Source organism: Mesorhizobium sp. B2-6-2, from assembly GCF_006440615.1.
In the GTDB taxonomy this organism is placed as follows: Bacteria; Pseudomonadota; Alphaproteobacteria; order Rhizobiales; family Rhizobiaceae; genus Mesorhizobium.
Window position 1 is genome coordinate 337,995 of record NZ_VFUG01000002.1, and the last position, 12,842, is coordinate 350,836.

8 protein-coding genes are annotated in these 12,842 nt (G+C 65.2%); all 8 read left to right on the plus strand.

What is annotated here, in order from left to right:
* Positions 1 to 7: 7 nt before the first annotated feature.
* The 8 genes from FJ419_RS07000 (at position 8) to FJ419_RS07035 (ending at position 12,835) form a co-directional block, all read left to right on the plus strand.
* Positions 8 to 1,204, plus strand: coding sequence for an acyl-CoA dehydrogenase (locus tag FJ419_RS07000; RefSeq protein ID WP_140688824.1), 1,197 nt, complete (start codon positions 8 to 10; stop codon positions 1,202 to 1,204).
* 354 nt (positions 1,205 to 1,558) lie between these two features.
* On the plus strand, positions 1,559 to 4,909 hold the full coding sequence (locus tag FJ419_RS07005; protein ID WP_140688826.1) for a transglutaminase family protein: 3,351 nt from the start codon (positions 1,559 to 1,561) through the stop codon (positions 4,907 to 4,909).
* A gap of 6 nt (positions 4,910 to 4,915) precedes the next feature.
* Positions 4,916 to 7,327 (plus strand): circularly permuted type 2 ATP-grasp protein, encoded by a 2,412-nt coding sequence (locus FJ419_RS07010; RefSeq protein WP_140688829.1) that lies wholly within the window; start codon positions 4,916 to 4,918, stop codon positions 7,325 to 7,327.
* The gene (locus FJ419_RS07015; protein WP_140688831.1) at positions 7,328 to 8,203 is read left to right on the plus strand and encodes a transglutaminase family protein; all 876 of its coding nucleotides are present in this window, start codon (positions 7,328 to 7,330) and stop codon (positions 8,201 to 8,203) included.
* A gap of 90 nt (positions 8,204 to 8,293) precedes the next feature.
* Positions 8,294 to 9,385: a DNA topoisomerase IB gene (locus tag FJ419_RS07020; RefSeq protein WP_140688833.1), complete on the plus strand. Its 1,092-nt coding sequence runs from the start codon at positions 8,294 to 8,296 to the stop codon at positions 9,383 to 9,385.
* Between the two features lie 110 nt (positions 9,386 to 9,495).
* A complete protein-coding gene (locus FJ419_RS07025) occupies positions 9,496 to 9,870 on the plus strand; it encodes a YciI family protein (protein WP_095766415.1) in 375 nt (124 codons plus the stop codon).
* A complete protein-coding gene (locus FJ419_RS07030; RefSeq protein ID WP_140688835.1) occupies positions 9,867 to 11,141 on the plus strand; it encodes an RNA polymerase sigma factor in 1,275 nt (424 codons plus the stop codon). The genes FJ419_RS07025 and FJ419_RS07030 overlap by 4 nt, the downstream gene beginning before the upstream one ends.
* A 179-nt stretch (positions 11,142 to 11,320) precedes the next feature.
* Entirely contained in the window at positions 11,321 to 12,835 is a 1,515-nt protein-coding gene (locus FJ419_RS07035) for an aldehyde dehydrogenase family protein (RefSeq protein WP_140688838.1), read from the plus strand.
* Positions 12,836 to 12,842: the final 7 nt, after the last annotated feature.

Sequence of the window (12,842 nt, forward strand, 5' to 3'; positions counted from 1 at the left end):
CGAGGCCATGACCGCCGAGAAGAACGCCTTCGTGTGGAACGATCCTTTCCTGATCGAGGACCAGCTTTCCGAGGACGAGCGCATGGTGCGCGACGGCGCTGCCGCCTTCGCCGCCGACAAGCTGGCGCCGCGAATCGAGGAAGCCTATGCCGACGAGAAGACCGACCCGTCGATCTTCCGCGAGATGGGCGAAGCGGGCCTGCTCGGCATCACCATTCCGGAAGAATATGGCGGGCTGGGCGCCAACTATGTGACCTACGGCCTGGTGGCGCGCGAGGTCGAGCGCATCGATAGCGGCTATCGATCGATGATGAGCGTGCAATCCTCGCTGGTCATGTATCCGATCCATGCCTATGGCTCGGAAGCGCAGCGCAGGAAATACCTGCCGAAGCTGGCGTCGGGCGAATGGATCGGCTGTTTCGGGCTCACCGAGCCGGACGCCGGCTCCGATCCAGGCGGCATGAAGACGCGCGCCGAGAAGACGGCGAACGGCTACAAGCTCTCCGGCTCCAAGATGTGGATCTCGAACGCGCCGATCGCCGACGTCTTCGTCGTGTGGGCGAAGCTGAAGGGCGACAGCGGCAAGGATGAGATCCGCGGCTTCGTGCTGGAAAAGGGCATGAAGGGACTGTCGGCGCCGAAGATCGGCGGCAAGTTGTCGTTGCGGGCGTCGATTACCGGCGAGGTGGTGCTAGAAGGCGTCGAGGTCGGCGAAGAGGCATTGCTGCCCAACGCCAAGGGCCTCGGCGGTCCGTTCGGCTGCCTCAACCGGGCGCGCTACGGCATCTCCTGGGGAGCGATGGGCGCGGCCGAGGATTGCTGGCAGCGGGCGCGGCAATACGGCCTCGACAGAAAACAGTTCGGCAAGCCGCTCGCCGGCACGCAATTGTTCCAGAAGAAGCTCGCCGACATGCAGACCGAGATCGCGCTCGGGCTGCAGGGATCGTTGCGCGTCGGCCGGCTGATGGACGAAGGCAAGATGGCGCCGGAGATGATCTCGATCGTCAAGCGCAACAATTGCGGCAAGGCGCTCGACATCGCCCGCCAGGCCCGCGACATGCATGGCGGCAACGGCATCCAGATCGGCTACCATGTCATGCGCCACGCGCAGAACCTGGAGACGGTCAACACCTATGAAGGCACGCATGACGTGCATGCGCTGATCCTCGGAAGGGCGCAGACGGGGATCCAGGCGTTCTTTTAAGGCAGTACTTTCATCATACTCGGGCTTGACCCGAGTATCCATGCCGTGACGTGGAAGCGCTGCTGAGATACAGGAATTTTCGGTGCACGAGCACGACGGAAGTTTGTTTGCAACGCCGCGTTCTTCAGCCTGCGTCACGGAAATCATCCTATGGTCTGCGCGCGTCGCTTCGCTCCTTGCTTGATGAAGGCGCAGAGGTCTTCGCCAATCGCAGATGTTGGAGACTGGCTGTTACCCGGCGACGTCGATCGTCTATTGGCTGCTTAATTTAGGTGCAGCGCAACATCTCTGCTTGGAGAATGGCCAGCATTTATGTCAGGGTTCGGTGACCGAAACGCCGAACTCCGGGGTACCATGGCAATTCAGGCAGCCGTTCATCACCTGACCCATTACCGATATGACCGGCCGGTGGTGCTCGGTCCCCAGGTGATCAGACTGCAGCCGGCGCCGCACTCGCGCACGAAGGTGCTCAGCCATTCGCTGAACGTCGAGCCGGCAAACCACTTCGTCAACCTGCAGCAGGATCCCTACGGCAACTTCCTCGCCCGCTTCGTCTTTCCGGAGCCGGTGACGGAATTGAAGATCGAGGTCGACCTCGTCGCCGACATGACGGTCTATAACCCGTTCGATTTCTTCGTCGAGGAGAGCGCCGAGACTTTTCCGTTCGACTACCCGGAGGAGATCAGGGAAGACCTCGCCATCTACCGCGCGCCGGAGCCGGCCGGGCCGCTGTTGACGGCATTCCTTCGGACGATCGGCCGCAGCCCGACAAACACCGTCAATTTCCTTGTCGACCTCAATGCAAGGCTGCAGCGCGAGATCGCCTACATCGTGCGCATGGAGACGGGTGTTTATTCGCCCGAGGAGACATTGGCCGCCGGCAAGGGCTCGTGCCGGGATTCGAGCTGGCTCTTGGTGCAGATCCTGCGCAATCTGGGCGTCGCCGCGCGCTTCGTCTCAGGCTATCTGATCCAGTTGAAGCCGGATCTCGTCTCGCTCGACGGACCGCCCGGAACCGCTGTCGACTTCACCGACCTGCATGCCTGGTGCGAGGTCTATATTCCGGGCGCCGGCTGGATCGGCTTCGACCCGACCTCCGGCCTGCTCACCGGCGAAAGCCATGTGCCGCTTGCCGCAACACCGCATTTCCGCAATGCCGCGCCGATCTCGGGCATGGCGAGCTTCGCCAATGTCGATTTCCAGTTCGACATGCGGGTCGACCGCATCGCCGAGCATCCGCGCATCACCAAGCCATTCTCGGACGAAAGCTGGGAGGCGCTCGATCGACTGGGCGAAAAGGTCGACGCGGTGCTGAAAGACGGCGACGTGCGGCTCACCATGGGCGGCGAGCCGACCTTTGTGTCGATCGACGATTTCGAATCCGCGGAATGGAACACGGCGGCCGTCGGTCCGACCAAACGCGACAAGGCGGATCAGCTGATCCGCCGGCTGCGCGAGCGCTTTGCGCCGGGCGGCTTCCTGCACTACGGCCAGGGCAAATGGTATCCGGGCGAGAGCCTACCGCGCTGGACCTTCTCGCTCTACTGGCGCACCGACGGCGAGCCGGTCTGGCGCGATCCATCGCTGATCGCGCGCGAGACGAGCAGCGCCGCCATCGGACCCGAACAGGCCGAAAGCCTGCTCACGGCGATCGCCGGCGAGCTCGGCATCGACAAGGCGATGGTCGGCGAGGCCTATGAGGACCCGGGCGAGTGGCTGCTCAAGGAAGGCAAGCTGCCGGACAATGTCGATCCGTCCAATTCGAAGCTGGAGGACCCGGAAGAGCGCAGCCGCATGGCACGCGTCTTCGAGCGCGGCCTGACCAAGCCGTCAGGCTATGTGCTGCCGGTGCAGCGCTGGAACAGCCAGGCTGTGGGGCAGCGCTGGCGCTCGGAAAAATGGAAAACGCGGAGGGGCCGGCTGTTTCTGGTGCCGGGCGACTCTCCAGTCGGCTACCGCTTGCCGCTCGGTACGTTGCCCTATGTTCCGCCGGCGCAATTCCCTTACATCGTGCCCGTCGACCCCTCAGTGCCACGTGGCCCGCTGCCGGCGCGCGTCGAAATCCTGCCGGAAGCTCCGGCTGGCGGCGCGGACGAAATGGCGCGTCAGCAGGCGGAGGCGTCCTTCACCGCTGCCACGGCCCAGCAGGACCGGGTCGAGCAGCGATTGACCGAGATCGGCGGCGCGGTGCGGACCGCGCTCACCGTCGAGCCGCGCGATGGCAGGCTCTGCGTGTTCATGCCGCCGGTCGAGGCGCTGGAGGATTATCTCGAACTGGTGGCGGCGGCGGAAAATGCTGCCAAGGCCATCGGGTTGCCGGTGCATATCGAGGGCTATGCTCCGCCGCACGACCCGCGCCTCAACGTCATCCGCGTCGCGCCCGATCCAGGCGTCATCGAGGTGAACATCCATCCGGCCGCCAACTGGCAGGAATGCGTTGCCACCACCACGGCCATCTACGAGGAAGCCAGGCAATCGCGGCTCGGCACCGACAAATTCATGATCGACGGCCGCCACACCGGCACCGGCGGCGGCAACCATGTCGTGGTTGGGGGTGCTACGCCCAATGACAGCCCGTTCCTGCGCCGGCCGGACCTTCTGAAGAGTCTGGTGCTGCAATGGCAGCGGCATCCGTCGCTGTCCTATTTGTTCTCAGGGCTGTTCATCGGCCCGACCAGTCAGGCGCCGCGCATCGACGAGGCGCGGCACGATTCGCTCTATGAGCTCGAGATCGCGCTGGCGCAGGTGCCGCATCCCGACGCGGGCGCAGCACCCTTGCCCTGGCTGGTCGACCGGCTGTTCCGCAATCTCTTGACCGACGTGGCGGGCAACACGCACCGTTCGGAAATCTGCATCGACAAATTGTTCTCGCCGGATGGCCCGACCGGCCGGCTCGGCCTTGTCGAGTTCCGCGGCTTCGAGATGCCGCCCAATGCGCGCATGTCGCTCGCGCAGCAATTGCTGGTCCGCGCGATCATCGCCCGGGCCTGGAAGAACCCGCTCGACGGCCGCTTCGTGCGCTGGGGCACCTCGCTGCACGACCGTTTCATGCTGCCGCACTACGTCTGGACGGATTTCCTCGACGTGCTGGAGGATCTGAAGCTCAACGGCTTCGACTTCCGCCCCGAATGGTTCGCGGCCCAGCTCGAATTCCGTTTCCCGTTCTGCGGCGAGGTGCAACATGCCGGCGTCAAGCTGGAGTTGAGGCAGGCGCTTGAGCCCTGGCATGTGATGGGCGAGCAGGGCGCCATCGGAGGCACGGTCCGCTTCGTCGATTCCTCGGTGGAGCGGCTGCAGGTGCGAACCGAAGGCCTCAATCCGGAGCGTCACGCCATCGTCTGCAACGGCCGCATCGTGCCGATGAAGGTCACCGACACCAGAGAGGTCGCGGTGGCCGGCGTTCGCTTCAAGGCCTGGCAGCCGGCGTCCGGCCTGCATCCGGCGCTGCCGGTCAACACGCCGCTGGTCTTCGACATCTATGACCGCTGGTCGGGCCGCTCGGTCGGCGGCTGCGTCTACCATGTCGCGCATCCGGGCGGCCGCAGTTACGACACCTTCCCGGTCAACGGCAACGAGGCCGAGGCGCGACGGCTTGCCCGGTTCGAACCGCGCGGTCACACGCCGGGCGGCTATGTGCTGCGTGACGAAGAAGCTGCTGAAGAGTTCCCCATGACCCTTGACCTCAGGCAGCCGGCGAGATTCTGATCGACAATGGCCAAGGGGAATCAGAGACGGGCGGGCGGCAGGCCGCGGGCGCCGAGCCTGCTGGAACGCTACCGACCGATCGAAGGCGTCGTCGACGAGATGGTCGACGCGGCCGGCAGCCCGCGCCCGGCCTGGCGCTCCTTCATCGACGCGCTCGACGATCTGGGGGCGGATCGGCTCGGGCAGCGGTTTGCCCGCGCCGACCAGTATCTGCGCGATGCTGGCGTCTATTACCGTGTCTATGAGCAGGCTGGCGCCAATGAGCGGGAGTGGCCGCTCGCGCATGTCCCGCTGCTGATCGACGAGAAGGAATGGGCCGACATCAGCGCCGGCCTCGTCCAGCGCGCCGACCTGTTCGAGGCGATCCTGTCCGATATTTACGGGCCGAACCGGTTGGTCGAGAAAGGCATTCTGCCGGCCGGCCTGATAGCAGCCAGCCCGGAATATCTGCGCCCGATAGCCGGCGTCCTGCCAGCAAACGGGCATTTCCTGCACATGGTGGCCTTCGAGCTCGGCCGTGGCCCGGACGGCCGCTGGTGGGTGCTGGGCGATCGCACCCAGGCGCCGTCGGGCGCAGGGTTCGCGCTGGAGAACCGCGTCGCCACAACGCGTGCGCTGTCGGATATCTATGGCGAGATGCATGTGCATCGGCTTGCCGGCTTTTTCCGCCGCTTCCGCGACGCGCTGAACGCTATGGCAAGGGAGTCGGGCGGCCGCGTCGCCATCCTGACGCCGGGACCGCTCAACGAAACCTATTACGAGCACGCCTATATCGCCCGCTATCTGGGCATCATGCTGCTCGAGGGCGAGGACCTGACCGTTTCCGGCGGCAGGCTGATGGTGCGAACCGTTTCCGGCCTGATGCCAATCGGCGTCCTGTGGCGGCGGCTCGATGCCGCCTTCGCCGATCCGCTGGAGCTCAGGCCCGACTCGCAGATCGGCACGCCAGGATTGGTCGAGGCAATCCGGCGCGGCTCCGTTTCGGCCGTCAATGCGCTGGGTTCGGGCCTGATGGAGACGCGGGCGTTGCTGTCGTTCCTGCCCAGGATCGCGCGAGAACTGCAAGGTGAAGATCTCAAACTGCCGAGCATCGCCACCTGGTGGTGCGGACAGGAGGCCGAGCGCGCCCATGTGCTGGCCAATATCGATCACATGGTGGTCGGCCCGGCGCTCTCGACCCGGCTTGCCTTTGAGGACGATGGCGCGACCCGGCTCGGATCGTCCCTTTCGGCCGGCGAGCGGGCCGAGCTCATCGCGCGCATCGAGGCGGACGGCGCCGGCTTCGTCGGCCAGGAAGCCGTGACGCTCTCGACCACGCCGGTGTTCGTCGACGGCTTGCTGGAGCCGCGGCCTGCCAGCCTGCGCGTCTATCTGGCGCGCACGCCGGAAGGCTGGACGGTGATGCCGGGCGGCTTCGCCCGTGTCGGCTTTTCGCTCGACCCGACGGCGATCGCCATGCAGCGCGGCGGCCAGGCGGCGGATGTCTGGGTGGTCAGCGACAGGCCGGTCGAGCGCGAGACATTGTTGCCGCAGGAACATGACGGCTTCACGCGCACCATGCCGGGCAGCCTGCCCAGCCGCGCGGCCGAGAACCTGACCTGGCTCGGCCGCTATATCGAGCGCTCCGAAGACACGGTGCGCGTGCTGCGCGCCTATCACGTGCGGCTTGCCGAGACGTCCGATCCGGATATGCCGCTGCTTGCCGATATCAGGGACTATCTGGAGCCGTTCGGCATCGATGTCGAAACGGCGATACCACCGGGGTTGATCGGCACTTTGGACAGCGCGGTCTACAGCGCCGGCCAGATTCGCGACCGCTTCTCTCCCGATGGCTGGCTGGCGCTGAAGGATCTGTCCAAGACCATCCACAAATTCGCGGAGACGGTCGCGCCCGGAGACGACGCGACGCGGGCGATGACGGTGATGCTGCGCAAGCTTGCTGGCTTTTCCGGCCTGCTGCACGAGAACATGTACCGCTTCACCGGCTGGCGTTTCCTGGAGATCGGCCGCAGGCTGGAACGCGGCATCCAGATCGCCCGCACGCTCAGCCAGCTGACAAGGAATGGGGCGCCGGAAGGGGCGCTGGACATGATGCTGGAGATCGGCGACAGCGTCATGACCCATCGCCGGCAATATCCGGTGCAGGCCGGGCGGCGCACGGTGATCGACCTGCTCGCGCTCGACCCGCTCAATCCTCGCTCGATCCTGTTCCAGCTGGAGCGGCTGAAGGCCGAGATCGGCATGCTGCCTTCGATCGGCGGCGAGGGGCACATGTCACCCGCCGCCAAGGAGATCCTGCGGCTCAACACGGCAATAGCCGTCATGGAGCCGTCGGACATGAGCGCCAAGGCGCTCGACGACCTCGCCGGCCAGATCGGCGATCTCTACAACAGCCTCTCCAGAGCCTATCTCGCTTAGATGCTCTACGACATCAAACTCCTTTTGCATTACGATTACGCCGCTGCCGCCGGTGGCGGGCGGCACCAGGTGCGCGTCTTGCCGCAGACGATCGCCGGAGTGCAGCGCGTGATCGCCGCCTCGCTGTCGTTTCAACCGTCGCCGGCCGAGCGTGCCGATTTTTCCGATTTCTTCGGCAACAACGTCACCTCGATCGCCTTTCGCGACGCACATGAGACGCTCGACATCCGAATGAGCGCGCGCGTGTCTGTCTCGCGGCCCGAGCCGGGTCTCGATGTCTCGCCCGATATAAGCGGGCTGAGGTCGGAGCTCGACTTGGTGCGCTCGCTATTGCCGTCCGCGCCGCATCATTTCCTCCCCGCCAGCGACCATGCCGGCATCGATGCGGCGATCACGGCCTATGCGCGGGAAAGCCTGGCCGGCTCCGCGGTCGCCACGGCGGCCGATCTCTGCAACCGCATCCATCGCGATTTCACTTATGACGGCAAGGCAACCACGGTGCAGACGCGGGCAAGTGACGCCTTCGCGCTGAAACGCGGCGTCTGCCAGGATTTCTCGCATATCATGATCGCCGGCCTGCGCGGGCTTGGTATTCCCGCCGGTTATGTCAGCGGCTTTCTGCGCACGATCCCGCCCAAGGGCAAGCCTCGGCTCGAGGGCGCCGATGCCATGCATGCGTGGGTCAAGGCCTGGTGCGGACGCGATGCCGGCTGGCAGGAGTTCGACCCGACCAACGGCATGCGGGCGAGCAACGACCATATCACGGTCGGCTACGGCCGCGACTATTCCGATGTTGCGCCGATCGTCGGCGTGTTGAAGACCACCGGCGACCAGGTCGGGGAGCAGGCGGTCGACGTCGTCCCGGTGGAAGCCTGACCCGCGGGCGTCGATGACGCGCACCGCCGTTTGCATCGGAACCAGTCATCGGCGAGCGGCTTTATCTACGGATAATTTCGCGGAGCCGGCATGTTGCAGCATTCACAATTGTCCTCGCACCGTTCAACGCGGAGCGAGGAAACAGTAAGGAACGGTGCGCAGGATTCGGCCGAGCGCGCGTCGCTCAGCTATGTCAGCGACACCGATCCCGGCGTCCGACGATTGAGAAAAGGCAAGGGATTTTCCTATGTCGGTCCGAACGGGCGCAAGGTCAGCGCGGAGACACTTGCCCGCATCAAGGCGATCGTCATTCCGCCGGCCTGGACGGATGTATGGATATCGCCCGATCCGGACGGCCATATCCAGGCGACAGGCCGGGATCAGCGCGGCCGCAAGCAGTACCGCTATCACCCGCAATGGACCGAGGAACGCGACGGCGTCAAATATTCCAGCCTCGTCGCCTTCGCGCAAAGCCTGCCTGCCCTCAGGCGGCAGATCGATGCCGATCTGCGCCGCCACGGGCTGCCTATGGAGCGCGTCGTCGCCTCGGTGGTCTGGTTGCTCGACAACACCATGATCCGCATCGGCAACGCGGCCTATGCGCGCGACAACAAGAGTTTCGGATTGACCACGCTGCGCGACCGCCATGTCGAGATCACGGGCTCCAGCCTGCGCTTCGCCTTCAAGGGCAAGTCGGGCAAGGAATGGAAGTTGAAGCTGGCCGATCGCCGCGTCGCCAAGATCGTGCGCGGCGCCCAGGACCTGCCCGGGCAGAAGCTGTTCCAATATCTCGGCGAGGATGGCGACCGGCGGCCGGTGCGTTCGGAGGACGTCAACCGCTACATTCGCGAGGCTTCCGGCGCCGAATTCAGCTCGAGGCATTTCCGCACCTGGGGCGGCACCATCCACGCCGCTTCGCTGTTTGCGCAGACCGAACTGCCGGAAAGCCAGGCGCTGCGGAAACGGGTGACGAACAGCATCGTCGACAAGGTCGCCGAGCGGTTGGGCAACACCCGTGCCGTCTGTCGCAAATGCTACATCCACCCGCTGGTGTTCGAGGCGTGGAGCAACGGACGCCTGCTCGACGAAATGGCCGAAGCCAATAAGCACAAGCGCGTCATACCCGGCCTCGACGAGGAAGAAACGCTGGTGCTCAGATGGCTGCAGGCGCGCGGCGCCTGACAGGCGGTTGCGAAGACCGTCAAGTCAGTGATCCCTCGATAAATTTTTTTATCGACCTGGTGTCGGGAAGGGTCCTAGTGTCGCGTCCTTTGATACGGAAAGGACCTGCCATGCTTTACGCCATCCTCTGCTACGCCTCCGAAGACGTCGTCTGCTCCTGGAGCAAGGAACAGGACGACGAGGTCATGGCAAAGCTCCTCAACGTGCAGGACAAATACGCCAAGGCGGGCCGGCTGGGGCCGGTGGCGCGCCTTTTGCCGACGACGGCGGCCACGACGCTGCGAAAGGTCAAAGGCGAGTCCATCGTGCTCGACGGTCCGTTCGCCGAGACCAAGGAACAGTTCCTCGGCTTCTACACGCTCGAATGCAACGATCTCGACGAAGCCGTCGAATTCGCGCGCGAGCTTTCCGAAGTCAATCCGAGCGGCGGTTCCTACGAGATCCGGCCGGTTTCGGTCTTCAATCCGACAAAGGTCGCGGTATGACGGAACTCGCCTGGATAAACGCCGCGATCAGCAATGCCCGTCCGCAGGCGATGGGCGCGCTGCTGCGCTACTTCCGCGACCTCGACGCCGCGGAAGAGGCTTTCCAGGACGCGTGCCTGAGGGCACTCAACAACTGGCCGAAGAACGGGCCGCCACGCGATCCCGCGGCCTGGCTGATCTTCGTCGGACGCAACAGCGGGATCGACGCCGTGCGCAAGCGCGCCAAGCAGGCGCCGATGCCGGAAGAGGACCAGATTTCCGATCTCGAGGATGCCGAAGGCGATATGGCCGAGCGGCTGGACGGCGCGCATTATCGCGACGATATCCTGCGGCTTCTGTTCATCTGCTGCCATCCGGATCTGCCGGCGACGCAGCAGATCGCGGTGGCGCTGCGCATCGTGTCCGGCCTCACCGTCAAGCAGATCGCGCGCGCCTTCCTGGTCGGCGAGAGCGCCATGGAGCAGCGTATCACCCGCGCCAAGGCGCGCATTGCCGATGCCGGCGTGCCGTTCGAGACGCCGGGCGCGGTCGAGCGCTCCGAGCGCCTCGCCGCGGTCTCAGCAATGGTCTATCTGATCTTCAATGAGGGCTATTCGAACAATGGCGGCGAGGCGCCGGCTCGCGCGCCGCTGTGCGAGGAGGCGATCCGGCTCGCCCGGCTGCTGCTCAGGCTGTTCCAGCAGGAACCTGAGATCATGGGGCTGACGGCGCTGCTGCTTCTCCAGCATGCGCGGGCACCGGCGCGCTTCGACGAAGACGGCGAGATCGTGCTGCTCGAGGATCAGGACCGCTCGCTCTGGAGCCGCAAGATGATCGACGAGGGCTTGGCGCTGGTCGACAAGGCGCTGCGCCACCGCAAGCCCGGCCCTTATCAGGTGCAGGCGGCGATCGCGGCGCTGCATGCAAGGGCGGCGACGGCCGAGGATACCGACTGGACCGAGATCGACTTGCTCTACGGTCTGCTGGAGCAGATGCAGCCGTCGCCGGTGGTAACGCTCAACCGCGCCGTCGCGGTCAGCAAGGTGCGCGGCCCGGAAGCCGCGCTTGCCATGATCGAGCCGCTGGAAGAGCGGCTGTCGGGCTATTTCCACTTCTTCGGGCTGAGGGGCGGGCTGCTGATGCAGCTTGGGCGCAACGACGAGGCGCGTGTCGCCTTCGACCGCGCCATCGCCCTGGCCAACACCGCGGCCGAGGCGGCGCATATCCGCATGCATATCGACCGGCTGATCAAGGAAAGCACTGAGAAGTCTTCCTTCCAAAAAGCGCGCTGATCCGGCTTCGCCGTCTGGCCCAATTTCGCAATCCGGCCTTGGACCATGCCGGGGTAGCGGTTTTCCCCCGAAACGCGTAATGCCACGCCATGAAAGCGCCCGGCTGTGCCCGACGGCACGGACATGGCGCATGGCTTCCACGCCCGTCCCATGAGCGGCGGGATATGAAAGGGACAAAAATGACGTTAGCGAAGGAAACCGCTTCACTTCTTGAGAAGCTGGGCGTCGCCAAGGATGCGCTTTCGGGGGGCGACCTGATCGTGCGCAGTCCGGTGACGGGCGAACAGGTCGCGGCGCTGAAGTCGATCTCGGCCGCCCACGCCGGCAAGGCCATCGATGCCGCGCACAAGGCCTTCCAGGCCTGGCGGCTGGTGCCGGGGCCGAAGCGCGGCGAGCTGGTGCGCCTGCTCGGCGAGGAGTTGCGCGCGCATAAGGACGAGCTCGGCCGGCTGGTATCGATCGAGGTCGGTAAGATCCCGTCCGAGGGGCTGGGCGAAGTCCAGGAGATGATCGACATCTGCGATTTCGCCGTCGGTCTCTCCCGGCAACTCTATGGCCTCACCATCGCCACCGAGCGCCCCGGACATCGCATGATGGAGACCTGGCATCCGCTGGGCGTCGTCGGCGTGATCTCGGCCTTCAATTTTCCGGTTGCTGTCTGGTCTTGGAATTCGGCACTGGCCTTCGTCTGCGGCGATGCGGTGGTGTGGAAGCCGTCGGAAAAGACGCCGCTGACGGCGCTTGCCTGCGAGGCGATCTTCAAGCGCGCCGCCAAGCGTTTCGGCACCGATGCGCCGGCGGGGCTGCTGCAGGTGCTGATCGGCGACCGCGCCGCCGGCGAGGTGCTGGTCGACCATCCGAAGGTGCCGCTGGTCTCAGCCACCGGCTCGACGCGCATGGGCCGCGAGGTCGGCCCCAGGCTGGCCAAGCGTTTTGCCCGCGCCGTGCTCGAGCTCGGCGGCAACAATGCCGGCATCGTCACGCCCACCGCCGATCTCGACATGGCGCTGCGGGCGATTGCCTTCGGCGCCATGGGCACGGCTGGCCAGCGCTGTACGACTCTGAGGCGCCTCTTCGTACATGACAGCGTCTATGACGCGCTCTTGCCGCGGCTGAAGAAGGCCTATCAGTCCGTCTCGGTCGGCAATCCGCTGGAAGGCAAGGCGCTGGTCGGTCCGCTGATCGACAAGGCGGCCTTCGACAACATGCAGAAGGCATTGAAGGAGGCTGAAGCGCATGGCGGCAAGGTGACCGGCGGCACGCGCGTCGAGAACGGCCATCCGGACGCCTATTATGTGCATCCGGCACTGGTCGAAATGCCTGCCCAGGTCTCGCCGGTGACGGAAGAGACCTTCGCGCCGATCCTCTACGTGATGAAATACTCCGATTTCGACGAGGCGCTGGAGCAGCACAATGCGGTGGGCGCCGGCCTGTCGTCATCGATCTTCACGCGCGACCTGCAGGAATCGGAGCGTTTCCTCGGCGTCGATGGTTCGGATTGCGGCATCGCCAACGTCAATATCGGCACTTCGGGCGCCGAGATCGGCGGCGCCTTCGGCGGCGAGAAGGAGACGGGCGGCGGCCGCGAGAGCGGCTCGGATGCCTGGAAGGCGTATATGCGCCGCGCCACCAACACGGTGAACTATTCGAAAGCGCTGCCGTTGGCGCAGGGCGTGTCGTTCGACATCGATTGAGGACGAA

Bases quoted from the DNA above. Each gene is read 5' to 3' on its own strand.
- FJ419_RS07000 (WP_140688824.1), top strand. From the start codon at position 8: ATGACCGCCGAGAAGAACGCCTTCGTGTGGAACGATCCTTTCCTGATC.
- FJ419_RS07005 (WP_140688826.1), top strand. From the start codon at position 1,559: ATGGCAATTCAGGCAGCCGTTCATCACCTGACCCATTACCGATATGAC.
- FJ419_RS07010 (WP_140688829.1), top strand. From the start codon at position 4,916: ATGGCCAAGGGGAATCAGAGACGGGCGGGCGGCAGGCCGCGGGCGCCG.
- FJ419_RS07015 (WP_140688831.1), top strand. From the start codon at position 7,328: ATGCTCTACGACATCAAACTCCTTTTGCATTACGATTACGCCGCTGCC.
- FJ419_RS07020 (WP_140688833.1), top strand. From the start codon at position 8,294: ATGTTGCAGCATTCACAATTGTCCTCGCACCGTTCAACGCGGAGCGAG.
- FJ419_RS07025 (WP_095766415.1), top strand. From the start codon at position 9,496: ATGCTTTACGCCATCCTCTGCTACGCCTCCGAAGACGTCGTCTGCTCC.
- FJ419_RS07030 (WP_140688835.1), top strand. From the start codon at position 9,867: ATGACGGAACTCGCCTGGATAAACGCCGCGATCAGCAATGCCCGTCCG.
- FJ419_RS07035 (WP_140688838.1), top strand. From the start codon at position 11,321: ATGACGTTAGCGAAGGAAACCGCTTCACTTCTTGAGAAGCTGGGCGTC.